Annotated in this window: 23 protein-coding genes; 12 read left to right on the top strand and 11 right to left on the bottom strand. The window is 53.8% G+C overall.

What is annotated here, in order from left to right; translation table 11 throughout:
• The first annotated feature begins 77 nt into the window (after nt 1-77).
• Nucleotides 78-698 carry a TetR/AcrR family transcriptional regulator gene (locus tag JI62_RS20335; RefSeq protein ID WP_088701924.1) on the top strand — a complete coding sequence of 207 codons (621 nt, stop codon included), beginning with the start codon at nt 78-80 and terminating at the stop codon, nt 696-698.
• Between the two features lie 40 nt (nt 699-738).
• The gene (locus JI62_RS20330; RefSeq protein ID WP_088701923.1) at nt 739-1194 is read left to right on the top strand and encodes a nucleotide triphosphate diphosphatase NUDT15; all 456 of its coding nucleotides are present in this window, start codon (nt 739-741) and stop codon (nt 1192-1194) included.
• A gap of 6 nt (nt 1195-1200) precedes the next feature.
• On the opposite strand, the gene JI62_RS20325 is transcribed toward JI62_RS20330, so the two are convergent.
• Entirely contained in the window at nt 1201-1671 is a 471-nt protein-coding gene (locus JI62_RS20325; protein WP_088701922.1) for an Lrp/AsnC family transcriptional regulator, read from the bottom strand.
• A 126-nt stretch (nt 1672-1797) separates the two neighbouring features.
• Here JI62_RS20325 and JI62_RS20320 point away from each other — a divergent pair, with 126 nt between their 5' ends.
• Nucleotides 1798-2745, top strand: a complete 948-nt coding sequence (locus JI62_RS20320; protein WP_088701921.1) for a nucleoside recognition domain-containing protein — start codon at nt 1798-1800, stop codon at nt 2743-2745.
• Nucleotides 2746-2749: 4 nt separating this feature from the next.
• On the opposite strand, the gene JI62_RS20315 is transcribed toward JI62_RS20320, so the two are convergent.
• A complete protein-coding gene (locus JI62_RS20315; protein WP_088701920.1) occupies nt 2750-3376 on the bottom strand; it encodes a LysE family translocator in 627 nt (208 codons plus the stop codon).
• Between the two features lie 540 nt (nt 3377-3916).
• Between JI62_RS20315 and JI62_RS20310 the strand changes: the two genes are divergently transcribed.
• From JI62_RS20310 to JI62_RS20300, 3 genes are all read left to right on the top strand, one after another.
• On the top strand, nt 3917-4549 hold the full coding sequence (locus JI62_RS20310; RefSeq protein WP_088701919.1) for an NfeD family protein: 633 nt from the start codon (nt 3917-3919) through the stop codon (nt 4547-4549).
• 23 nt (nt 4550-4572) lie between these two features.
• A complete protein-coding gene (locus tag JI62_RS20305; protein ID WP_088701918.1) occupies nt 4573-6510 on the top strand; it encodes a hypothetical protein in 1938 nt (645 codons plus the stop codon).
• Between the two features lie 161 nt (nt 6511-6671).
• Nucleotides 6672-11591: a DNA repair ATPase gene (locus JI62_RS20300; protein ID WP_240513318.1), complete on the top strand. Its 4920-nt coding sequence runs from the start codon at nt 6672-6674 to the stop codon at nt 11589-11591.
• A gap of 114 nt (nt 11592-11705) precedes the next feature.
• Here JI62_RS20300 and JI62_RS20295 read toward each other — a convergent pair whose 3' ends face one another.
• Nucleotides 11706-12260, bottom strand: a complete 555-nt coding sequence (locus tag JI62_RS20295; RefSeq protein ID WP_088701916.1) for a zf-TFIIB domain-containing protein — start codon at nt 12258-12260, stop codon at nt 11706-11708.
• Nucleotides 12261-12617: 357 nt separating this feature from the next.
• On the opposite strand from JI62_RS20295, the gene JI62_RS20290 reads away from it, so the two are divergent.
• The 3 genes from JI62_RS20290 to JI62_RS20280 all read left to right on the top strand — a co-directional run bounded on the left by JI62_RS20290 (nt 12618) and on the right by JI62_RS20280 (nt 14771).
• On the top strand, nt 12618-13670 hold the full coding sequence (locus JI62_RS20290; protein ID WP_088701915.1) for a class I fructose-bisphosphate aldolase: 1053 nt from the start codon (nt 12618-12620) through the stop codon (nt 13668-13670).
• A 203-nt stretch (nt 13671-13873) separates the two neighbouring features.
• On the top strand, nt 13874-14335 hold the full coding sequence (locus tag JI62_RS20285) for an Hsp20/alpha crystallin family protein (protein ID WP_088701914.1): 462 nt from the start codon (nt 13874-13876) through the stop codon (nt 14333-14335).
• Nucleotides 14336-14372: 37 nt separating this feature from the next.
• Nucleotides 14373-14771 (top strand): Hsp20/alpha crystallin family protein, encoded by a 399-nt coding sequence (locus tag JI62_RS20280; RefSeq protein WP_088701913.1) that lies wholly within the window; start codon nt 14373-14375, stop codon nt 14769-14771.
• 72 nt (nt 14772-14843) lie between these two features.
• Here the strand turns inward: JI62_RS20280 and JI62_RS20275 are convergent, their stop codons facing one another.
• A complete protein-coding gene (locus JI62_RS20275; protein ID WP_088701912.1) occupies nt 14844-15716 on the bottom strand; it encodes a PhzF family phenazine biosynthesis protein in 873 nt (290 codons plus the stop codon).
• Nucleotides 15703-15915, bottom strand: coding sequence for a DUF1127 domain-containing protein (locus tag JI62_RS20270; RefSeq protein WP_088701911.1), 213 nt, complete (start codon nt 15913-15915; stop codon nt 15703-15705). The genes JI62_RS20275 and JI62_RS20270 overlap by 14 nt, the downstream gene beginning before the upstream one ends.
• Before the next feature lie 164 nt (nt 15916-16079).
• Between JI62_RS20270 and JI62_RS20265 the strand changes: the two genes are divergently transcribed.
• Both JI62_RS20265 and JI62_RS20260 read left to right on the top strand, forming a co-directional pair.
• Nucleotides 16080-17522 carry a PLP-dependent aminotransferase family protein gene (locus tag JI62_RS20265; RefSeq protein WP_088701910.1) on the top strand — a complete coding sequence of 481 codons (1443 nt, stop codon included), beginning with the start codon at nt 16080-16082 and terminating at the stop codon, nt 17520-17522.
• Between the two features lie 68 nt (nt 17523-17590).
• Nucleotides 17591-18565: a zinc-dependent alcohol dehydrogenase family protein gene (locus JI62_RS20260; RefSeq protein WP_088701909.1), complete on the top strand. Its 975-nt coding sequence runs from the start codon at nt 17591-17593 to the stop codon at nt 18563-18565.
• Nucleotides 18566-18606: 41 nt separating this feature from the next.
• Here the strand turns inward: JI62_RS20260 and JI62_RS20255 are convergent, their stop codons facing one another.
• From JI62_RS20255 to JI62_RS20240, 4 genes are all read right to left on the bottom strand, one after another.
• A complete protein-coding gene (locus JI62_RS20255; protein ID WP_088701908.1) occupies nt 18607-19299 on the bottom strand; it encodes a uracil-DNA glycosylase family protein in 693 nt (230 codons plus the stop codon).
• 33 nt (nt 19300-19332) lie between these two features.
• Complete coding sequence (gene pcsA / locus JI62_RS20250) at nt 19333-20058, bottom strand: phosphatidylcholine synthase (protein ID WP_346425912.1); 726 nt, start codon at nt 20056-20058, stop codon at nt 19333-19335.
• Nucleotides 20059-20230: 172 nt separating this feature from the next.
• Nucleotides 20231-20836 carry a DNA-3-methyladenine glycosylase I gene (locus JI62_RS20245; protein WP_088701906.1) on the bottom strand — a complete coding sequence of 202 codons (606 nt, stop codon included), beginning with the start codon at nt 20834-20836 and terminating at the stop codon, nt 20231-20233.
• A 9-nt stretch (nt 20837-20845) separates the two neighbouring features.
• The gene (locus tag JI62_RS20240; RefSeq protein ID WP_088701905.1) at nt 20846-22342 is read right to left on the bottom strand and encodes a PLP-dependent aminotransferase family protein; all 1497 of its coding nucleotides are present in this window, start codon (nt 22340-22342) and stop codon (nt 20846-20848) included.
• A 92-nt stretch (nt 22343-22434) separates the two neighbouring features.
• Between JI62_RS20240 and JI62_RS20235 the strand changes: the two genes are divergently transcribed.
• Nucleotides 22435-22884 carry a GNAT family N-acetyltransferase gene (locus JI62_RS20235; RefSeq protein ID WP_088701904.1) on the top strand — a complete coding sequence of 150 codons (450 nt, stop codon included), beginning with the start codon at nt 22435-22437 and terminating at the stop codon, nt 22882-22884.
• Nucleotides 22885-22905: 21 nt separating this feature from the next.
• On the opposite strand, the gene JI62_RS20230 is transcribed toward JI62_RS20235, so the two are convergent.
• Entirely contained in the window at nt 22906-23382 is a 477-nt protein-coding gene (locus JI62_RS20230) for a YbaK/EbsC family protein (RefSeq protein WP_088701903.1), read from the bottom strand.
• A 76-nt stretch (nt 23383-23458) separates the two neighbouring features.
• Nucleotides 23459-24712, bottom strand: coding sequence for a cytosine deaminase (codA, locus tag JI62_RS20225; protein WP_088701902.1), 1254 nt, complete (start codon nt 24710-24712; stop codon nt 23459-23461).
• Between the last annotated feature and the right edge of the window lie 17 nt (nt 24713-24729).

Raw genomic sequence — 24729 nt, 5'->3', positions numbered from 1 at the left:
GGAGATCTTCTCAGCACCGTCGCTCTGCGACGGTGCTTTCGTTAGTGCCTATCTTCGACGTAAGGAACGAGTGCAGCGTGGCAAGAACCCAGGATGAAATTCGCCAGACCAACGTTAAGAAGATTCTCTTAGCCGCGGAGCAGCTATTTGCCGAAAAAGGCTACGCCGGTGCCTCTATGGGGGAAATCGCCCAGATGGCCGAACTTCCCAAGTCCAACGTGCACTACTACTTCTCCACCAAAAAAGCCTTGTACCAGGATGTGTTGCTGGAGCTTTTAGAGGTCTGGAAGCAGGACGCGCTCTGCTTCGAGCTTTACGATGACCCCCGGGTCGTGCTTTCCACCTACATTCGCGCCAAGATGAACCACTCCCGCAATCGCGCCCACGGCTCAAAAGTTTGGGCGGCCGAGGTCATGCAGGGCGCACCGATCCTCAAAGAGAGCCTGCGCGACAACCTCTACGAGTGGGCCAAGCTTAAAGAGTCGAAAATCCGCGAGTGGGTGGAGTCAGGTCAGATCAATCCCGTCGAGCCTTCCTACCTGCTCTATATGATCTGGGCCTCCACCCAGCACTACGCCGACTTCGACTACCAGATCTATCTGCTCAACGACGACCAACCGCTAGACGACTTACAGTTTGAGAAAGCCGTGCAATCGGTTACCTCGGTGATTTTGCGCGGGATTGGGCTGACGGCTTAAGTGAACTAAGTGCTCTAACTGATCTGGAAAGGGGGTAACGGTGGACAATATCAGACAGCCTGTAATTGGTGTTGGCGCTATTCTTGTCCGGCCTGACGGAGCAGTGCTGCTTGGCTACCGCGATAAGCCCGGTGAATCGCCATGCTGGTGTTTACCGGGCGGCCATGTTGACGCGGGAGAGTCATTTAAGGCGGCGGCTGCTCGCGAAGTTGCAGAAGAAACGGGCATTTCCGAGCTGCAGCGTCTTAAGTTGCTGGCAATAACCCAGAACTTGAATAGCCCCGTCTCTATAGTGACAGGGGCAGTACTCGCCAATGTGAAGCAAGATGCGGAGGCATTTGTGCTTGAGCCGGAAGTATTTACTGAATGGCGCTGGTTTACCCCCAGCGCTCTGCCCGCTCCGTTATTCCCGGCAAGCCAGGCGGTACTTGCACACTGGCAGGGCCATGAGCCGCCCGCCGGCTGGTTGACGTACCCCATCGTTCCAGTAGAGTAAATCTCGCTATGTAGAGAGCAAGCTTTCCATCGGTACCGACGTCTCAAACTTATGCCGCTTACGCGACAGTAGTGTGCGGTACTTGCGCATATTGTCGTCGCCATAAAGTACGCGATCGCAGAAACGGTCATACTCATCTAAATCCGCGACTGTCACTATCAATACAAAATCACACTCTCCGGTTACCTGGTAGCACTGCTTCACTTCAGGGGCGCTTAGCGCGGATGTTAAAAACCGCTGGTAGAGTGATTTGTTATCCCGCTCCATCGTCACCTCCACCACCATATGCAGGCACTGCCCAAGGGTGTCAGGATTGAGTAGTGCTACCTCCCGCTCAATGATTCCTTCTTCGCGCAATCGCTTAACTCGTTTTAAACAAGCTGAGGGAGAGAGACCCACTTCATCCGCTAATGCTTGATTGGTCAGGCTGGAGTCACGTTGAAGCTGGTTAAGAATGCGTCGATCAATGGTGTCCACGAAATAAAATGTCCTTTCGGTGCTCATAAAGAACGAATAGTGATTGTTAGAGCGGTATTGAAAAGAAGATTCTGCGCTGCCTCCTTTACCATAACGATTATTCAGGCGATGGCAATGGAGAACTAAATGCGTAAGAGCATTTATCACCTATCGGATGGTTTATATAGCGTTCTTAAAGACGCACTGCGGGTATACATGACGCTACTCAAAATCCTGATCCCGGCGCTGCTCATCGTTAAAGGGTTAGAGTGGTTGGGGATTGTCGGTGGGTTGGGAGCAGTGCTGGCTCCCTTAATGAGCTTACTCGGCCTGCCCGAGCAGTTGGGCGTCGTATGGGCGGCGGCGCTCTTCACCAACTTGTACACCGCCATTGCAGTGTTTTTTCAAGTAGCTGGTGATATGCCTTTGAGTGTCGAGCAAGTAACGGTGCTTGGGGCGCTAATGCTGGTAGGGCACTCAATTCCTGTTGAAGGGGCCGTCGCCAAGCGGGCGGGGGCGCCCTGGTGGGCCACCATAGTCCTGCGTGTCGGTGGGGCTTTGCTGTTTGCTTGGTTGTTACACTGTTTTTACTCAACGTTTGGTTTGCTGCAAGCACCGGTAGAGCTGATATGGCAGCCAAGCTTTTCATCAGAGCCAACGCTAAGCGGTTGGGCCGTTGCTCAGCTTGAAACCTTAGCGCTTATTTTTGTGATTATCTTCGCGCTGATTGTACTCCTCAAACTTTTACAAAAGCTTGGACTTGAGCGTTGGATTCATCTTGTGTTGCGACCGCTGCTCAAGCTATTGGGCATTGGCCGTTCGGCCGCTAATGTAACCGTGATTGGGTTCACGTTGGGGCTAAGCTATGGCGCCGGGCTGCTGATCCGTGACGTGCAAAACGGTGTGCTTAGTAAGCGGGATAGCACGCTTGCACTATGCTTTCTCGGCCTATGCCATAGCGTTATAGAAGACACGCTGCTGATCTTGATGCTGGGGGCCGATATAGCAGGCATTTTATGGGCACGGCTGCTATTTGCCGTTATCGTTACCGCAATAATTGCTCGTTGGCCAAAAGCCGTAGTGAATAATAATTAGGTGGTTACACCGGCTGCCGTAAACGCAAAATAGAGACACCCAATCCGATAAAAGCACTACCCATCATACGATTAACCCATTTCACCCGTGAGGCACTGCTCAACCAACGGGAGAGGTGTTTCGCGAGCCCGCCATAGAGCATTAAAACAGCGAAGGAGAGCGCCATAAAGGTGCCCACCATAATCGAAAACTGGGGAAGCAAGGCACGCTGTGTATCCAAAAATTGCGGAAACAGTGCGGTAAAAAACAGGATTGCTTTTGGGTTGCTCACGGCTACCAATGCGCCTTCACTAATGGTACGCCACCTAGGGGTTGGTTTAGTCGCTATGGTAGTGACCGAAAGCGAGGTATTGCTACGCCATTGACGAATGCCCAGATAGATCAAGTAAGCCGCGCCGCCCAGTTTAAGTAAGCTAAACAACATCTCTGAGGCATTGAGTACCACGCCTAACCCCAATACAGCCGCGCTCGCCAGGATGAGCAGCCCAGTAATATTGCCCAGCGATGACAGCGCCACGCGCTTCGCACCTCCTGCCATGCCATTGCGCACCGCGACCAGAAACGCGGGGCCAGGGCTAGCAATACTGACCATGGCCACGGCAACAAAAAGCAACCAAGTGGAAAGCAGCATGGGCATATCTCCCTATGAGGTTGAAATGACTCATTGTTGTTAATCTTAATGGATAACACCCGTATCGACGACCCAACGTTGTATTTTAGAGATGCTGTGAATGGGCAAGCTCTCTGCTCGCCTCTGCTATCTCTTTTGGCAGTGGCTTATCGTTCGCTTGCGAGTACATCACCCCTCTGGTTCTACAATGTCGGCATCCCCTCCAGTCTGCTTCGATTTGCTCGAAATTGTCAGCATTTCAGTAGAAAGCCCCCAATTTTGTAAGACATTCGCTATTGGTTTTGTAAGAGATCTCTTAAAAGTCGATGACCTAATTGATTTTATGAGTGGATGCTGTAGTTTTTCTTCGCACTTAGGGGGTGGTGCCAGAAGTGCAATACCCAACCTAATCCGGGCTCAAGGCCTAAGCGGTAATTGGCGTCAGCTTAATACGATTGTTCATAGAAGAACCCTTTCTCAGCAAAAATGAAAAAGGCGATCACTCATGGCGGCATCCGGTATCGATGACGCTTGTGTTTAGCTTCACTGGGTTACAGGTGTATGCCTCTCTTTATTTCGATTATCTCTACCTTTCCCACCGTGATTTTTACGGTTCTGCTCTGTGTGGCTGTTGTTTACTGGTTACTTTCGTTATCGGGGCTGGCCGATAGTGATGTCATAGAGGGTGATGTGGGCGAAGGCGGTTCGTTGGCGTTGGGCGGTTTACTGGCAACGCTGGGCTTACACGGCGTTCCCCTGCCGCTAGTGATTACGCTGCTGGCATTAACCGGCTGGTTGTGTAGCTATTTTGCAATGCTGTTGTTAGGAACCCACCTAAGCCCAGGCCTGTTGCTGTGGGTGTTTAATGGCGTCGTGCTGATATTAGGGTTTGTTGTCGCCACTATCATAACGTCCTTTCTGATTCGCCCTTTACGGCCTCTTTTTCGGCCCGCTCAACACCTGCCAATTGAGCAGCGCCTGACAGGTAAGCAATGCACCGTTCGTTCGGCAGTGGTGGACAAAGAGAAAGGCCGCGCTGATGCACATATCGATGGTGACCATCTTATTTTACAAGTGCGAAGCGACTCAGCGTTGGTGCGGGGTGAGCGAGCCATCATCATTCAGTACTTGATTAATGAAGATGCGTACTGGGTGATATCTGAGAAAGATTTTGAAGCCGGCTTAGCCGATTAATTGCCTTGGTGCAGGAGATAAAGATGGATTTGTCGTGGATCATGCCACTATTGGTTAGCATCAGTGTGATTGTTATTGCACTGCTTGCGATACTGGCACTGTTTAAAGCCTTTTATCGAAAAATAGATCAAGGCCAAGCATTAATCGTCAATGACCTTTCCGCAACGCCCAAGGTTTACTTTACCGGGGCTATGGTGCTGCCCGTTGTTCACCGTTCCGAAACCATGAAGGTATCGGTGATCACCCTGGAACTCAATCGTACCGGGAAAGAGGGGCTGATCTGCCGTGACAACTTGCGTGCTGATATCAGCGTAGCCTTTTACTTACGGGTTAATGCCACCGCAGAGGATGTCTTACGCGTTGCTAAATCCGTTGGCGTAGGCCGTGCTTCCGATCGCGATGCCGTTAATGAGTTGTTTAACGCCAAGTTCAGTGAAGCCTTGAAGACCGTCGGTAAAAAGATGGACTTCATGCAGCTCTTCGAAGAGCGTCAGCAGTTCCGCGACGCCATCGTTGAGACCATTGGTCAGGATCTTAATGGCTATATTCTCGAAGACGTTGCGATTGACTATTTAGAGCAGACGCCGAAAAGCTCGCTGGATCCGAACAATATTCTGGATTCAGAAGGTATCAAATGCATCACCGAGATTACCGCCCGCCACAATGTTGAAACCAACCGCTTGGAACGCGACCAAGAGCTGGAAATTCAGCGCAAGAATGTCTCCGCTCGTGAAGCGGCATTAGAGCTTGAGCGAACTCAGGCCGATGCCGAGGCGCGTCAGCGTCGTGAAATCGAAAGCCTGCAGTCTCGTGAGCAGTCCGAAGCCGAGCAGGTGCTCCAGCAAGAGCGTGCGAAAAGCGAAGCCGCCCGGATTAAAACCGACGAAGAGCTGGCGATTGCCGAAGAGAACAAGCAGCGCCAGATCGAAATGGCCACCAAAGCCCGCGAGCGTGCGGTACAAATCGAAGAGGTGCGGATTCGTCAGGCCAAAGAGCTTGAGGATGTGACCCGCGAGCGCGCAGTCGAAATTGAACGAATCGGTATGGAGAAAGCGCTGGAAGAGGAGCGCAAAGAGATTGCCGACATTACCAGCCAGCGTATTGCGGTTGAGCGCAGCGTGGCGGAAGAAGAAGAGAATATTAACGATGTGCGCAACCGCGCCGAGGCGGAGCGTCAGAAGGTCACACGCCTGACCGCCGCTCAAGCCGAAGCGGAAGAGCGCAAGCTCAAAGAGGTGCGCGCCGCGGAAGCTGTCTTTGAGCGCTCCAAGTTGGAAGCTGAAGAAGCGGTTATTCGTGCTCAAGCCGATCTGGATGCCGCCGAGAAGAAATCCGCCGCAGAAGAGAAGCAGGCGCGCGGCCAACAAGCACTTGCCGCGGCAGACGGGCTGGCAGAAGCGCAAGTGCTCGAAGCGCGTGCTCACGCCCAGCGCAGCGAAGGCTTTGCCCAGGCCGAGGTTAAAACGGCCAATGCGAAAGCCGATGAAGATGCTGGACTGGCGGAAGTGCGTATTCTTGAACAGCGCCTTGAAGCCGAGGCGATGGGCGAGGAAAAACTGGGCACCGCGAAAGCGCAGGCCCGGGAAGCAATGGCCAAAGCCGAAGCCAATGGCTTGGTCGAGAAGCTGCGCGCTTACGACAATATGTCCGAAGAGGCTCGCCACTTCGAAGAGTTCCGTATGAACCTGGAAGTGCACGAAAAAGAAGTCATGGCGCAAATCGAAGCCCAGCGCATCGGTATGCTCGAAAATGGCAAGGTCATGGCTGCCGCGATGCACAATGCCAAATTTGAGCTGATTGGTGGCGACAGCGATGTGTTTGAAAAACTCACCGCCGGCCTGGGCTACGGTAAGGCAGTACAAGGTGTGCTCGATAAGTCACCAGCGCTGCAAGCTACCCTGGCGGGCTTGGCGAATCGTGCCCTGAACGCTGACGCTGGCAAAGCCTCCGAATCTGCCTAAAGGGCAGGGCGACTCTCCATGCGGAGAGTTGCTTTCCCTCCTATGCAGAGAGTCTCGGCCTATGTCGTTCCAAGCGGCCGGTGACACCTTTCCAAGACCGCAATCGTCACCCCATTGCGGTCTTTGCTATTTCTAGTGAGCACTTTTTCAGGATGACTACTATGTCGAAGGAGCACTCTTCGGTTGAAAACATCGTCAGAGAAAGCACCGCATTCGAGACGATTCAGCGGCGCTTGAGAACCCAGGGCGGCGAACTGGGTGCTTCGATCGGTAAGCTGAACGAAGCTCGTGCTGATGTTTTTGGTAGCAGTAGTATGGCGCTGTTGGGCAGGGCCCGGGTACGTACCGAAAATAACGCCATTGCGCGGGATATGGTGCGCATTGGTGAGCAAATCCTGTTTGGTTTCAATGTTCAGCTGGGGTTGCGTAAGGCATTGGAAGCGAGCGATATCTTTGCGCTCTATTACCTTAAAGACGATGAAGAGGGGCTTGAGTTAAGTGAAGCGCCGATGGCGGGTAGCTTCCTCACCGAGAGCCGCTTTGTTCAGGATTTCAAAGAACTCCAGAAATACTACAGTCACGCTACGCTGGTTCAACTGATCACCCTGAACAACAAACTGCTGATCGCTTTTCAAATAGGTGAAAAACTTAGCGACCTGCGCGTTTTCCGCTGGGAATTAGCCGCGAGCGGCGAGGTGAGCCGCTATATCGATAACCGCGGCGAGCGCGACCTAGTGTTCCCCGACCGCTTCGCCTTCCCCTGGCAGACAGCAGGTCGGGATATGCAGGAGCAAGGCCGCGCTCCCCATCTGAATATCCTTGATACCGTCTTCGTGGATAACCTGCGCGGTAACATTACCTTCAAGATCGAGAACAACACCAGCAGCGGCGAGGGGGTATTTGCCGACCCGGTGGAGTCTGACTCCCAGTCGCTGGACGATGCCAGCTTTGAATATGCTGATCTCGGCGCGGTGGTGCTGATCCGCATTTTGCCCTTCAATGAGAAACAGTGGCGCTACTACCTTTTTAATCGTGGCGAGCAGCACGTTAAACGTGTCGATGCCATGGCGGGTTCGGTGGTTGAGCTACCGGAAAACCACGGCCTGATTTTCCCTTCAGGCTACTACTTAAATACCGGTGAGTTGACCACCTACGAAGTCCCCGAAGAAGACCTGCGTTTCAAGCGCATGGTGCGCTCGCCAAACGGCGAAGATGTTCTCTACATTTTCTACGCGCCGCAAACCGGACAGGTGGTGCTTTATCGCTACAACTTGATCCGCAAGCAGGTCGATACTCCCATGGTGGGGCATGGGGCGGCGATACTTGAAAACGGCCATCTGGCGATTTTTTATGCCGAAGACGAGCCTACGCTGGTTCACCCCATCCAGGTATGGGCGACGCCCTTTATGTCGGAGCGCTTTCATGCCCAGGATGCGGTTCGTAACGACACGCCTCTAGGCCGAATTGGCAATCCTGATCTGGTTCGCGGCATTGCTGAGCTCAATAGTATTGTGCAGCTCGCTAACGAGCAGCAGGCAGCAGAGCGCCACTTTAACGCCATCATCCGGCGGGTCGACCGCACGCTGAACCAGTTTCACTGGATTGGTGAAGCTGACTTTAAAACCATTCACGCCGCGCTTGAACAGCTAAAGCACACCGCTGAACTGATGCTCGATGAGTATGAGAAAGTCCAGGCGATTCGTGCCCAGACTGCTCAGGCGCTAGACGAGGTTGAGAAACAGCAGGCGGCGCTGCTGCGGGAGCTCAAGCCCAGTAGTTGGAAAACCCCCGATTTATTTGTTACCTACCTAAAGCACTTACGCGACCATCGTGGTCGGCTGATGGCGCTGCGCGAGCGCCGCTATCTGGATGAGGAACGCCTGCAAACGTTAGAGCAAGCGCTGGATAAAGCGGAACAGTCGCTAACCCAGCAGACTTTTAGCTTTCTTGCTCAGCCAGAAGCCTTGGACGGCTACCGGGAAACCCTGGCGACATTGAAAGAGCAGGTGGGTGAGGCAGAGAATCGCCAGCAACTGGCGGAGTGCGTGGAGCGCTATCGCGAATTAACCGCGGGCCTAGATATGATTCAAGGGCTGCTGTCGTCGATGTCCGGCGGCGATGCTATTGAACAAACGCGGATTACCGAGAATATCTCCAGCATCTACGCCTCGATTAATCAGCAGCGCTCCGAAGCGGAGATCCGTTTAAGAGAGCAGGGGAGCGCAGAGGCTCAGGCGCAGTTTGCGGCGCAGATCCGCCTGTTTGAGCAGAGCCTGGCCAACGGAGTCGGCGCGCTGTGCGAGCCCGACGACTGCGATCAGCTAATGACCCGTATGCTCGATCAGCTCCAGGAGCTGGAGAGTCAGTTCGGTGAATTTGATGAATTTTTAACCACCATTCTTGAACAGCGTGAAAGCGCCCACGAAAGCATCGAAGCCCGTCGCCAGCAGTTGCAGGATGAGCGTCAACGCCGTGTCTCTACCCTAACGGACGCCAGCCAGCGGATTCTGGCCAATGTGGAGCGCCGCACAGAGCGCTTTGAAACCCTGGAAGAGCTGCATAGCTTCTTCGCAGCGGATGCCATGGTGGGCAAAGTGCGTAGCATGATCGATGAGCTACGCGAGATGGGCGGTAACCTTGAGGCGGACGATATCGCCGGGCGGCTACGCTCCTCTCAAGACGCCGCCATGCGTAGCGTGCGCGACCGTTCCGATATCTATGAATCCGGTGGCGATGTTATTCGCTTGGGGCCGCGTCACCGCTTCAGCGTCAACCAACAGCATCTCGACTTAACCCTGGTGCCGCGCCAAGAGCGCATCATGCTGCACCTGACGGGCACCCAGTATTACGAGCCACTGGAAGACGAGCGGTTGACCGAGCTGAAAGACTACTGGGGGATGCTGCTGCCTTCCGAAAGCCCCGCTGTTTATCGCGCCGAGTACCTTGCCTATCGCTTTATGGGTGAACTGGCGCAGCCTGGTGCCAAGCCCATTAATGTGGAAGATTTCAGCGAGCTGCAGCGTCAGATTGCCAATTTTGCCTCGCCGCGCTACCGCGAAAGCTACGAAAAAGGTATCCACGACCACGACGCCGCGTTAATCGTACGCACCCTGTGGCCGGCTCGCCAAAGTGCTGGTCTGCTAGGCTTTGGGCCGCTGCCCCGAGCGCTGGCGATGCTGTTCTGGGCCGACCGTATTCATGATGAAGACGCGACCCGTAATCTGCGCGCTCGCTGTCTATCGGCGGGCATTCTTTGCCGCATTATGAATAACGAGGATCTGCTAAACGCTTTGATCCAGGAAGTACAACCGCAGCTTGATGCTTTTGTATCGGCCCAACAGATCAAGTGCTCGGTGAGTCAGATAAGCAGTGCCACTGACTTTTTGGTGCGCCAGTTGGCTGAAGAGGGCGAACGTTTTCCGGTCACCCAGTACGCTGCCAGCTTAGTGGAGAGCTTTACCACCTCCATGCAGCAGCAGGGGCATTACGCACACTTCCAAGAGGCCTTGGCGGTGGTGGCGGGTAACCCCGGCGCCCGCTGGGTGATCACTTCCCACTGGCTGCAGGCTCACGCGGGGCAAGCCAAGCAAGAGGCGTTGCTACACTACCTGCCTGAAGCGATTGCTATGCTCAATACGGCTGACCGGTTAAGTACCGCGACCCATAATGTCGAGCTAGCCTTCACCGTCACCGGGTTGCTGGGGCAGCACGGGCGCTTAGAACAGCAGGAGTTGTCGCTTCAGCTCGATGACTTTCAGGAGCGGCTGCGCCACCACGAGCAGGTCGTGATACGCGACTGGACGGCACTGCAGGAGCGTCGTCAGCTGATTTTACGCGAGCAGCGGGAACGGTTGCGGCTCGAAGAGTACCTACCTAAACCGCTAAACTCCTTTGTGCGCAACAAGCTGATTACCGAAAGCTACCTACCCATTATTGGCGATAACCTGGCTAAGCAGATGGGCACGGTGGGAGATACGCGGCGAACGGATAATAGTGGTTTGCTGATGATGATCTCGCCCCCCGGCTACGGTAAAACCACCCTGATGGAGTATGTGGCGAACCGCCTGGGGCTGATCTTTATGAAGATTAATTGCCCCAGCCTTGGCCATGATGTGACCTCGCTGGATCCTGACGCGGCTACCCACTCCACCGCCAGGGCCGAGCTGATCAAGCTCAACTTGGCGTTTGAAATGGGCAACAACGTCATGCTCTATCTGGATGATATTCAGCATACTCACCCGGAGTTTTTGCAGAAGTTTATCTCGCTATGTGACGGCAGCCGGCGGGTAGACGGTATCTGGAACGGGCGCACCAAGACCTACGATATGCGCGGTAAGCGCTTCTGCATCGCCATGGCGGGTAACCCCTACACCGAAAGCGGCGACGTGTTCAAAGTGCCCGACATGCTGGCCAACCGCGCCGATGTTTATAACCTGGGCGATGTATTAAGCGGCATGGAGGAGGTGTTTGCGCTCTCCTACATCGAGAACGCCATGAGTGCCAACACGGTGCTCGCCTCTTTGGCCACGCGGGGCATGGACGATTTCTACCGCTTTGTTGATATCGCCATGGGTCGCGAGGTGCCAAGCACCGACTTTGAACACGACTATAGCGCCGCAGAGCGTGAAGAGATCGTGGCGGTGCTGAAGAATATGTTTAAAGCACGTGAAGTGGTGCTGCGCGTCAATCAGCAGTATATCGCCTCCAGCGCCCAGGCTGACGAGTACCGCACCGAGCCGCCGTTCCGCCTACAGGGCAGCTACCGCAATATGAATCGGTTGGCGGAGAAGATGTCGCCAATCCTCAGCGACGGCGAGCTTGAAGCGATCATTGATGATCACTACGTCGGCGAAGCGCAGCTGTTAACCCAGGGGGCCGAAGAGAATCTGCTCAAGCTGAAAGAGCTTAGAGGCACCTTGAGCGAGGAAGAAAAACAGCGCTGGGCAGATATCAAGCGTGAGTTCCAACGTCGGCAGTTAACCGGTGGCAATGAAGAGACCGGTGCCTTGGTGGTTCGCCAGTTAAGCTTAATTGCGGAAGGGGTTGGCCAATGGGGGAAGGTAAGAACGGAGGATGGGTAATGTTGCTGGAGGAACTACCCGAACACTAATCATGAGTTATTGATTGGAGATACTTAATCGTTAAAAGTCAGCCGCTGATTATCAGCGGCTGATTAATCATTTATCTAAAAGCACTCACTCAATAGCCGAGTAAGGATTTTCTGCCATTAAGAAAGCACGTAAATCTGCTTTTTGAGAATGGCTATGCAGCCACTCGCGCACGTCACAAGCTTTTTGGTAGTCAGCATCACCAAACTTGCTGCGATACAGCTGCTCAAAGGTTTCACTGGTTTTTTCCTGACGTATCCGCTTTTGCCAGGAATCTGTCAGTATGCTGTTCAGATTGCCTGCGAGCCCTTCCGCAACCAGCATTTCCCACTCACCCTTATTCAACCAAACGCCCCCGACGCGGGCGCTATAGTCGATTCGGTGAGCATTATCTTTAGTAATGCGAAACTTGCTCATAATGCCGCCGGTCACCGGGCAAATCAGTGCGCCTACGGTGTCTTCCGCTTCAATGCTTTCAACGCAAATGTCATCAAATACATGTTCGGGGTGACGTTCTTTCCAGCTAATGTAGTCTTCAATCAAGATCCAGTTGCCGCCGCAGTTATTGCAAGTATGACTACGGAAAAGGGCATCAAGAAAGCTGGGGACTAAGTCCCCTTGCTGGCATGCGGTACATTTCATTGGCGCGTTCCTGCTGTTAAGTCCATGATATCTTTCTCATATATGAAAGTTGTCACAAAGATTAATTAAGAGCAAGTTGCTGCGCCGAAAAATAGGTACTTAGAATAAAGTGATTCCAAGTGTGAAGCGAAGGAAACAAAAGGAGTCTTATTTGCGACTAAAACTCATTTGTGATTGTATTTTCATCCTTTAGTCGTAGTCTTGTCAACTGTCGGGAAACCTAGAGCCACCTGATTGCGGCGGTGCTTCCCCTATGGTCTATTGAAGCGCTAGGCTTTATTAAATCGATACGCTTCATTTAAGCAGTTTTTGGCATACACTTACTTTTTGTTACATATAAATATAAAGGAGCTCATCATGACTGATATAGCTGCGTTGCTTGGCAGTGACGCCGATAGTTTACTTAATCACACCTGCCAGGGCGTACCCCGGGATAGCTTGCACCTGCCGGGCCCAGATTTTATTGACCGTGTTATGGCGGATAGCGACCGCAGCCCAGCGGTGCTGCGCAATATGCAGAGCTTTTTTAATCACGGGCGCTTGGCGGGTACCGGTTACCTCAGCCTGCTGCCGGTAGATCAGGGCATTGAACATTCGGCAGGCGCCTCTTTTGCCCCTAACCCACGCTATTTCGACCCGGCCAATATCGTTGAACTGGCACTCGAAGGTGGTTGTAACGGCGTGGCATCGACACTGGGTGTTTTGTCGTCGGTGGCGCGGCGCTATGCCCACAAGATCCCAATGATGCTCAAGCTCAACCATAACGAAACCCTGAGCTACCCGGCGATATACGACCAAACGCTATTTGCCGATGTGGAGCAGGCCCACGATATGGGCTGCGTGGCGGTGGGGGCGACGATTTACTTTGGCTCCCATGAGAGCCGTCGGCAAATCATGGAGATTAGCGAGGCCTTTGAGCGCGCGCATCAATTGGGAATGGTAACGGTCTTGTGGGCTTATCTGCGCAATCCAGCCTTCAAGCAGGACGGCACCGATTATCATGTCGCAGCCGACCTCACCAGCCAGGCGAACCATATGGCTGCAACCCTTAAAGCAGATATCGTCAAACAGAAACTGCCTGAGAACAATGGTGGCTACCGTGCGGTAGGCTTTGGTCATACCCACGATAAGGTTTATAACGAGCTGACCACGGATCACCCCATTGATCTAGCCCGTTACCAGGTCGCCAACTGCTTTATGGGCCGCGCAGGTTTGATTAATTCCGGCGGTGGTTCCAAGGGGCACTCCGATCTCGGCGAAGCGGTGCGCACGGCGGTGATCAACAAGCGTGCGGGTGGGATGGGGCTGATTTCTGGACGTAAGGCCTTCCAGAAACCAATGCAGGAAGGCGTTGAGCTGCTGCATGCGATCCAGGATGTCTATCTCTCTACCGACGTGACGGTGGCTTGACCGTTGTGAGCATCGACCTTCAAAGGGGCCTTAATGTGCTGTCTTTGGCCGGTTAAATAGCCCAAAAAAATTGCCATCCAGACCCTTGAAAATTGATTGACCGCTCCTATGTTGCAAACTGTAGAGGCTGCTTCGGTGGAGTGGATAAGAGGCTGCCTCTTATCGCAATTCTCACAGTCTGCTTAACGTAGGAGGTGTTCGATATGTTCGATGATCTCAAGCGTTTTGAAACCGGCTCGCCACGCCAGCTTGACTGGTTTAGTCAACTGCTGGATGGCTTCTTCCCCGACGGCAACGCGATGGATATTCGTGCAGTGCCGCGTGGTAGTTTTCCGATGATCAATGTCGCCAGGAGCGACGATGCCGTGAGGGTCTATGTGTTTGCGGCGGGTTTGGCACCCTCGGATTTGACCATCGATGTTCAGGATAATGTGCTGACACTGCGTGGCAAACGCGATGCTGTGACGGGTAGTAATGAAGATGGCAGCTCGCGCCCGGTATTTCGTCGTGAGCGCGCCAGCGGTGAGTTTGTTAGAGCGATTGCGCTCCCCGACGGTCTCGATGCCGAACGGGCAGAGGCACGCCATGCCCATGGAGTGTTTGAGATCGTGCTGCCTAAGCGCGAAGAGCTCAAGCCGCGACGTATTGATGTTCAGGCGGCGTAAATCATGTTTGTTAACCTTGAATAAGGAGGGATAAATCATGAATAACGTTGTTCGTTCATCCAACCACTCCCCGCTTTTACAGCGTGGCGAAGAGCAACGCTCTCAAGAAACCCTGCTGCCAGCGGTGGATATCATTGAGGAGTCTAACGCGCTCAAACTGGTGGCGGATATGCCCGGCGTGACTAATGAAACGCTGAAAATAGAGCTCGACAACAACGTGCTGAGCTTGGAGGGTGAGATAGCGCTAAATATGCCCGAAGGGCTGAGCGCGCTGCACGCCGAGGTTCGCGGCCAGCGTTTTGCGCGGCGTTTTAACCTCAGTCATGAAGTGGATAGTGATGCCATTAGCGCCACTCTCGCCAACGGCGTACTGACGCTAACGCTGCCCAAGAAAGATAGCCACCGTACCCGCCGTATTGAGGTACAGGCAGCATAACGTTAGCCAACTGAGAACAGATGCTGAGTGTCCGCGATAACGTGGGCACTCTTTTTTTGTTTCAGCTTTTGGTTACTGTTCTAGGTAAAACTCTCCCTTACCCACGACCACTGCGTTACCGCCAACCTGCACAAAACCGGGTTTGATACCGTCATTTGCTGCTGTGTAGATAACGCTGGGACGCCCCATCTCAACACCCTGATGAATCTTGCACTGCAAAGCACCGGGTTGAAGTGAGGCCAAATAGCCGGTTAAAGCAGCTGCGGCGCTACCGGTAGCGGGGTCTTCGCAAATGCTCGCATGCATACAAAACATGCGGCTGTGAACAATCGTTTCTGCCCCGCCTTGTTGTTCAATCACATACAGGTAAATCTGGACGGCGCTGCTAGCCATAACAGCACTTGCCCAAGCCGTCGTAGCAATACGCACGCTCTCTAACGCTGCCACGTCAGTGAGTTCGATCAAATGAAAGGGTAGCCCAAAGGAGGCAATCACCGGATCACCAATAACCTGATGGATGTCCAATCCCAGCAGCTCAACGGCAGTGATGCGATCAATAGTGCTGCCGGTGACCATGGCGGGCTGGGCGGTCTTAAACGTTGCCCTATCATGTTCATACTTAACCACTAGCTCGCCGATAGGAGGCTGGAGCACAACGCCTTGCCCGTGGTTCACTAAATCCAGTTCCCTTAGCAAATGCGCGGTGCCTACCGTGGGGTGGCCTGCAAAAGGTAGTTCACGAGTCGGCGTAAAAATCCGCATCGGGTAGTGATTCGGTTCAGTGGCTGAACTTAAAAACACCGTTTCAGCCAGGTTGAGCTCATTAGCCAGCGCCTGCATGGTACTGTCTGCCAACCCATCAGCCTCTAGAAAGACGGCCAATGGGTTGCCGGTAAACGGCTGGTCGGTAAAGACGTCGAGTAGGTAATACTCAGCGGTTTTCATAAGGCCCCTCATCGAGTGGTGTATGCTTCCAAAACGCTTTATGTCCCTCTTTGAGCGCCTGTGTGCGGTCAATGCCAATATCGTCAAGTAGTCTGTCATCAAGCGCCAGTAACTGTCGGCGACTACGATGATAGTGACGGTACTGACGCAGTTGAGATCTTAGCTGATAGCGAAGCTGGGTGAGGCTGAAGCGTGGCATGGCTAATCCTCCGTGTTATATGCTCAACCAGATTACTCAGTGCTATCATTTGAATACAGATATAGAGTTTAATGTTTTTAGGATACAGAAGGGCGTGTTATGCCTCTGTATGGCCGATGTTGAGGTCATCTGTATCGTTATCAGGCTGCATTAGGGGGAGTGTCATGACGCGCTATGAAGAAGTCGCCAGCATTTTGCGCGAGCGTATCGAACACGGGATTTACCGTGTGGGTGATCGCCTGCCGTCTATCCGTGCAGTGTGCCAGGAGCTTGACGTTAGCATCTCGACGGCCCAGGAGGCTTGCCGCCAACTGATGGACGTGGGGTTGATTGAGTCTCGACCAAAATCGGGCTACTTCGTACTGCCTAGCCGCGTGCCGTCGGTGCTACCGTCAGTCTCTCGGCCTGCCCAACGACCGTTGGATGTTTCCCAATGGGATCAGGTGCTGGAGCTTGTCGCCACTCAGCGTGATGACGTTCGGCTGCTTTTGGGGCGCGGCATACCGAATTTTGATTATGAGACGCTGCGACCGCTGTCGAAGATACTCGCTGGACTTCATCGTAGTAACGACCTGCATGGGTTCAACTACGACAAGTTGAACGGTAGCCCTGAGCTTCGCCAACAGGTGGCACGGTTGGCCATCGCCTCCGGCTGCCTGCTGCACCCGGATGACATTATGGTAACCACCGGCTGTCAGGAGGCGCTGGCCATCGCGCTGCGCACCCTTACCCAGCCCGGCGATGTGGTGGCCGTGGACTCACCCAGCTTTTACGGCACCATGCAGATACTCAAGGCCAACGGCTTAAAAGCGCTGGAGATACCCACCGACCCACAAACCGGCATCAGTCTGGAAGCCCTGGAGCTAGCGTTAGAGCAATGGCCAATCCGCGCGATACAGGTCACGCCCACTTACAACAACCCGCTGGGTTACACCATGCCTGAAGCACGCAAGCGGGCGCTGTTTCAGCTTGCTCAACGCTTCGATGTAGCCATTATCGAAGACGATATCTACGGCGACTTGTCATTTAGTCTGCCAAGACCGCGCACCGTGAAATCTTTCGATGACGACGGGCGCGTGATGCTGTGCAGCGGCTTTTCCAAAACCGTGGGGCCGGGGTTAAGAGTGGGTTGGCTGGCGCCAGGGCGCTACCGTGATCAGGCACTGCATATGAAGTATGTCTCCACCGGTGCTTCAGCCACGCTGCCGCAGCTGGCAGTGGCAGAATTCGTCGCCAAAGGGCACTACGAGCGCCATGTCCGTTACGCCACCCGCCAATATCAGCGCCAGCGCGATATCATGATCAGTTGGGTTCAGCGCTACTTCCCCAAGGACGCGGGTATTAGCTACCCCCAAGGCAGTTTTTTGCTATGGGTAGAGCTACCCGCCGCGGTGGACTGTGTGAAGCTCAATCAGCGCTTAGCGCAACATGCTATCCATGTTGCGCCGGGATCGCTGTTTTCAGCTTCGGGCAAGTTTCGCCAATGCCTGCGTCTTAACTATGCGTTCACGTTAACACCCGGCATCGAAAACGCCGTGCGTACCGTGGGTGAGCTAGCCACCGAGATGGTGGAGGAAGCTCAGACGCATGCGACAAGCGTTATCTAAGTTCACGTCTAAACCGCAACCTTGAGCATTTATCCTTATCCATATTAGGTCATGGAAATTTATCCGCTATGTTCGAGGTAACCATGCGTCGTCATGCTCTCACCTATCGCGCGTTCGGACGGCCGCTTGAAACATTGAACATGGAAACCGCGGACGTTCCTCGTTTGGGTGAGGGTAAGCTCAGGGTGAGGATGTTATGTGCTCCCGTTAACCCATCTGACTTGATTCCCATCTCCGGTGCTTATTCTCACCGTATAAAGCTCCCTGCTGTCGCCGGTTACGAAGGAGTGGGGCGCGTTATTGAGGCACCTAGACAGTATGCCTCTCTTATCGGAAAGCGAGTGCTCCCATTACGAGGCGAAGGCACTTGGCAGACGGTTCTAGATTGTGATGCGGCACTCGCAGTACCCGTTCCCGATACCATTTCTGATGCCGTTGCCGCGCGTGCCTACATTAATCCCTTGGCTGCTCTGACCATGCTTAAGACTTGGCCTGTCGAGGGAAAGCGTGTTCTTCTCAGTGGAGCGGGTTCCAATTGCGCTGACTATCTTGGGGCATGGGCCTATCAGCACGGCGCCAGGGAGGTTGTCGGCATATACCGCTCCGAGAGTAGAGTTGCCCGCCTGGAACAGCTCGGTATCAAACCGATATCGATTCACAATATGCCCAAGATCTCGCGTATGGCCCGTGAATCTGATGTGGTGTTTGACGCTTTAGGTGGCCGCGTCGCGGCAAATATATTGCAATTAATGGCACCGGGGGCGACGTTTATCGCCTACGGATTATTGACAGGGCAGGCGATTCAATTGGATTCCAAGCCTTGCGCTCGCTACAGAAGGTTTCACCTGCGCGATAGTTTGGCCAGCATGTCTGGAGAAACTTGGCAGCACAAATTCTCGGCTATCTGGAGACTTTTAGATCAGTCAGCGATGCCTGATTATCAAGTGTTTTCACGCCAAGAGTGGCGACAAGCTGTTGAGATGGCACTTAGCCCAAGCGGCCCGAAGGTGCTTCTGGACTTTACTCTACCCTTGCATGATTAGCGTCCAACCAGCTGTCGCCTTAAATGAGGGCGGTTACGTCTTTACAGCGTGAGGTTGTCTGGACGTACATCCAACTGCTCTAGGCGCTGCTTCAATAGACCTGGGAAGCGTGCATACCAGGTCTGATTGAGGGGAGAGGGGTGAGGAAGTGGGTAGAGTGTAAAGGCCTGTGCCTTGCCCCGATCATCCTCCAGCGTCACTTCGATATGGCTCTCAAAGCGATTCTCACTCTTCCAGAAGGCCTCCAAACGCGCACGCTCCTCCTTTGAACGACCAATGCCAAACCACAGGAAGGCTTCGCGTCCTAACGTAATGAGGGTTCGTCCTTCCCAGCGGGAGATCAGAACCTCGTTCATCAGGCCGTGGAAGTGGCGTTTGACCTTCATCGACCACGCCTTGTTGCCGAAGGGCTTGTAGGGCACGGTATTGATCCAGAAAAAGTGCTCGCCCACGGCTTTTGATGCTTCGAAATCCGGCATTTTCTCATCATAAAGGTGCTCATACAGCGCCTTTCTGACCAATTGCCCCCCAGCGCCGATAAAGGGTTCGCCATGGCGTACCTCATCGCGCCCTGGGTCGCGCCCGAAAAAGCCAATGCGCAGATTGCGTTGCCCAAGACCGATGATCGGCTCCAGAGGATCGCGCTCAAAGCGCTTGTAGACCTCGACATCGATTCCTTCGATCTCTGCCGCCAGCGCTCTGAACTTCTCCTGTTGCCGCGGGGTCAGTGACATCTTCCGTGCTCCTTGTGCAGTTAGGCAGCAAGTTCAATAAAAGCACTCTTGCGCCGTACGCCATAGGCACATACCGGCAAAGTAAACAGACGCAATGCCCCACCCCCATAAAGCCCAGGTGGCGTGCTCAGGGCTTGAGAGTACCAACGACGTTGTACATGCACACCACACCAGCGTGATGGCAATATTGAACGGCATGAACTGGCGCACACGAAAGGGGTGGAGAAACTTCATCTTAGTGACGGTAAGGATGGCCAGAAAGACGATAGCGGCAAAGGTGATGAAAGGCGGGAAGTCGAGAATATAGAAATAGGCCGCGGCGATGTTCCAGGCGGCAGGAAAGCCAACAAAGTAATTGTCCTGGCTTTTCATATCGACGTTGCAGAAGCAGAACATCGATGACAGCAGAATGATAAATACGGATAGCAGCCCTAAATAGGGCGGCAGTTCAATGAAGTAGTAGATGAATAGGGCAGGAATAAAGGCCCAGGTCAGATAATCAATGACCATATCGAGCGTTGAACCATCAAAATGGGGCAGTATGGCCTTCACTTCATACTTACGTGCTAACGTGCCATCAATACCATCTATCATCATTGCGGCACCCAGCCAGAGCAGGCAAGCAACGGGATTATCATCAACCAGTGCGAGCAGCGCCATTGTGCCGAGCAGTACACCGCTGGCGGTGAATATATGCACACTCCAAGCTTTACATCGTGAGGCGCGGGATTCTGTAGGTGAAGAGAACGATTGAACCACGTTGACCCCATTGGGAACGTGTTGTCCCCTTGCTGTTCGGTTTATTGATAAGTGCTTAAAGAACCATACCTTACTACAGGAAGATGCCCAGATAATACGCAGGTAGGCTATCTGTCTATGGCGTCTTCGTTTGCCAAGCATGCAAGAAGTATAGTGCCTTACGCCTTTTTTGTTACACCGGTCGCTGAAACCGCTGTCTTGCCTGTTCGACCCGATCGCGGGTGATGCAACTTAGCGAGTGATCATTAAGTAGCCCCATTGCCTGCATAAAGGCAAAAGCGGTCGTTGGGCCAACGAATTTCCAGCCGCGCTTTTTCAACTCTTTGGAAAGTGCGATGGATTCAGGCGAGGTGGTCTGGGTTTGCGGCGCGGCGATTGAATCGGCGTCTGGCTCGTAACGCCAGAAGAAGGCGGCCAGCGAACCTTCCTGTTCCACCATTACTTGTGCCCGCTGGGCATTATTAATGACGGCTTCGATTTTACCCCGGTGGCGAATAATACCCGCGTCTTGCAGCAAGCGTTGCACATCATCTTCGCTAAAGTGGGCAACCTGATGAAAATCGAAGTGGTGAAATGCAGTGCGGAAGTTCTCGCGTTTATTGAGAATAGTGCGCCAGCTCAAGCCCGACTGAAAACTCTCTAAGCAAAGCTTCTCAAATAGCCGCTGATCATTGTCTACCGGGAAGCCCCACTCGTTATCGTGGTAGGGTAGAAACTCCGGCGCGCCGCCACACCATTGGCAGCGAGGGTTTCCATCGGGGGCGATAAAATCGGGCATTGGGCGCTCCTAATTGTTTAGTCCAAGATGTGAGTGGTTTAAGCTTAACCATGTATCGCTAAGCCATGCGCCTGCCGCTAGAAGCTCGCTTTCAGTCGAGCCCGCATAGCCGAGCACTAATCCAGGGCGCTTATTCTCGGAAAGGTAGTAGCGTGAAAGTGGAGAGAGCGTAATGCCCGCTTCACTGGCGTGCTTAACGAGCATCCCCTCTTCCTCAATAGTATCGAGTTCAGCTAATAGATGCATACCTGCATGGCCGTCAGAAAGCCGAAGCCCAGCGGCCACAGCAGGCGCTAATGCCGTGCGTAAACAGGCTTGGCGCTGGCGATAAGCCGCCCGCATCCGGGCGATGTGACGAGTAAAGTGCCCGCTGGTAATAAATTCAGCAAGCGCCGATTGCACGGGATAGTTACCTTCACGGTGCAGTCGTGCATGGGCACGTCTGAAGTCGTTGGCAAGTGTATCAGGCAGCACCAAATAGCCTAAGCGTAAGCCGGGATAAAGCACTTTACTGAAGGTGCCTACATAAATAACCGATGACTGCTCGGCAAGACCCTGTAGAGAGGGCGTCGGTGGCGTGTCGTACCGAAATTCGCTGTCGTAATCGTCTTCAATGACCCAACTACCAGTGCGAGAAGCATGCTCAAGTAACGCCAGCCGCCTGGGCACTGGCATGGTCACGCCACTGGGATACTGGTGAGAGGGTGTCACGTAAATTAGCCGAGGTGTTGGCGCATTCTCGGGAGCAAGTAATGGGTTTAAGCCTTCTTTATCGACGGGTATGGGCGTTACCGTCAATCCCGACGCTAGAAAGCAGGCCTGGGCGCCACCGTACCCTGGCTCTTCCATCCAAACCGAATCACCAGGGTCAGTGAGCAGTTGAGCAATCAGTTCAAACGCCTGCTGGGCGCCTTGGGTAATCACAATCTGCTCTGGCTGGCAGCGCACCGCGCGGGAGAGTCTTAGATAGTCACTAAGAGCCGCTTTGAGTGCAGGTAAACCACCGCTGGTTTGATAATCCATCCATGCCATTTCTGCGTGATAATAGTGACGCCTTAAAAGGCGCTGCCACTGCTCGCGGGGAAATAGATCGAGCGCCGGGACGCCTGGGGCAAAGGCGCGATGGCCGTGGCTCAAGGTTCCGCTGAGTGTTAATAGCTTGTTACCCCGGCTTGAGTAGCGGACAGGCAAAGGGGGTGGAAACTCCGCTCGGGTTAACAGCGCGGGGAGGTTCGCCACATAGAGTCCTGCACCCTGGCGGGAAATCAGCAACCCTTCCGCCAGAAGCCGATCCATGGTGGCCAGCACCGTATTACGGCTAACACCCAAAGCCCAAGCCAAATAGCGGGAAGAAGGAAGCGCATCGCCAGCCGTCAGCTCACCATGTTGAATCCACTCCTTAAGCGAGCAGTAAAGTTGCTGCACAAGCGTGGTGGCTTCATTCGTGGTTAGCCTTAGCGCTAGCGCTTCCACAATCCAGTCACTGGCAGCGTCACGTCTTTTCACTGGTACCCTTAATTTGGCGATAAGTGGCTCTTTATTATAGACCACTATGACGGCAAGCTTTGTTAAATCACCTCTCACACGGAGCAGTCGTTATGGTTAACGTTCGTTCGGCGGTACTCAATGACTTAGAACCTCTTAGCATATTACTTGATGGCTATCGTCAGTTTTATAAGCAGCCGAGTGATATTCAATCAGCGCGCGATTTTTTAGATCAGCGCATGGGGCTAGGAGATTCATTCATTCTGGTTAGCGAGAACAGCGAAGGCGTGCTCACGGGTTTTGTGCAGCTCTACCCTGGGGTTTCCACAGTGGGCTTAAATGCCCGCTGGACGTTAAATGATCTGTTTGTGCTGCCAGAATGTCGTGATAAAGGCACCGGTAGGGTGTTAATGGAAGCTGCCACCCAGCTAGCCCATGATCACGGCGTGGCACGATTGATGCTAATGACCCAGGTTGAGAACGAGCGCGCCCAGCACCTTTATGAATCATTAGGCTGGCAGCGTAATACGGCGTTCTACGGTTATTTACTCGATATTAAATAACACGGCGTTATAGGTGCGTGTTTAAGTGGCGTTTTCCGGCAGCTTGCACACATCCACCCACGTGGCATTGACCAGCTCGGCCAAACGCTTTGGGCTTAGGCGCACGGCGCTGGTGGGCGAACCAGCGGCAGGTAGCACTTCGTCATAGGCGTGGAGCGATTCATCGCAGTAAACCGGCAGGTCAGTGGCAAGCCCAAAGGGGCAAACGCCGCCCACCGGGTGGCTGGTCAGTTCCATGACCGTCTCGGCGTCGAGCATTTTGGCCTTGCCGCCGAAGGTATCGCGGATTTTGCGGTTGTCGATACGCGCATCGCCACTGGCCACAATCAATAGCGGCTTTTCACCGACTTTGAATGCCAGAGTTTTGGCAATTTGCCCTGGCACTACGCCGTGGGCGTCAGCGGCGAGCTGAACGGTAGCTGTGCTGGTTTCAAGTACTTCGATGTTTACATCCGGTGCATGCTCGGCAAAGAATTGACGAACGGTTTCTATTCCCATTGTGGATACCCCCGGTCATGAACATTCGGCATTAACGTTCTCGGTCAAATAACTAATTTAACGTGCCTTTGCTACATTAGCCAAGCCAGGGGGGCGTCGTAATTTTGGCTGGCTCGCGCTGCATAATGATCTCGCCGTGGCGTACAGAAAGCAGCACTTCGCCTTGAGTGCGCAGCACGCTGTAGTCATCCTCGCCCTCCAATAGGTTGAAGCTGGCGGGCTTGCCGACCTCGATGCCGTAACGCGCTTCAATATTGAGCGTGCGGGCGCTGTTGTCGGTAATCAGCGAAAGCGCCTGGCTGAAGTCCTGATAGCCCATCATTTGGCAGATATGCAGGCCAAAATCCAGCGTTCGCAACAGCTTGCCATTCCCCAGTGAGTACCAGGGATCGAAGATGGAGTCCTCGGCAAAGCAGACGTTAATGCCCGCTGCGTTGAGCTCCTTAACACGCGTCACGCCGCGCCGTTTCGGGTAGGTGTCAAAGCGCCCCTGCAGGTGGATGCTCTCGGTGGGGCAGGAGACAAAGTTGATGCCCGAACGCTTGAGCAGCAGAAACAGTTTGGAGCAGTAAGCGTTGTCGTAGGAGTGCATCGCCGTGGTGTGACTGGCGGTCACACGGCTGCCTAAGTCGTTAAACAGTGCTTCGTAGGCCAGAACTTCGAGAAAGCGCGAGTTGGGATCGTCAATCTCGTCACAGTGCACATCCACCAAGCGGTCGTATTTGATCGCTAGCTCAATCACCCGTTTCATGGAAGCCACTCCCAGCTCACGGGTGTACTCGAAGTGGGGAATACCGCCCACCACATCGGCGCCGACCTCCAGCGCCTCTTCCATCAGCTTGTCACCGCCGGGATAAGAGAGCAGGCCGTCTTGCGGGAAGGCGACCACCTGAATATCAATTTTATCTTTTAACTCGTCGCGCAAAGCGCACAGCGTTTTAAGGCCAATCAGGCTAGGGTCGCTGGTATCGGCGTGGGTGCGCACAAACTGCACGCCATTGCCGATCAACAAATTCAGGGTCTTCAGAGCCCGCTCGCGAATATCCGTTTCGGTAAGCATGGGTTTACGCTCGCCCCAGCGCTCAATACCTTCAAACAGTGTGCCGCTCTGGTTCCAGCTAGGCTCGCCCGCCGTAAGGGCAGCGTCTAAATGAATATGGGGCTCAATAAAGGGCGCGCAAACGAGCTTGGCGCCCGCATCAATCTGCCCCTCAATGGCTGTTTGCGGTGCGTCTTGCACGGTAATCGACGTGAACGTGCCGTTCTCAATCTCAAGTCGGTAAAGCTCAGGGCGCTGGCGTAGTCGGGCGTTGATAATTTGCATGCTCATATAAAACAGGGGCTCAC

Source organism: Halomonas campaniensis, assembly GCF_002211105.1.
Lineage (GTDB): Bacteria > Pseudomonadota > Gammaproteobacteria > Pseudomonadales > Halomonadaceae > Vreelandella > Vreelandella campaniensis_A.
The sequence above is the reverse complement of the archived record's forward strand: the minus strand, read 5'-3'. Positions and strand labels throughout refer to the sequence as shown.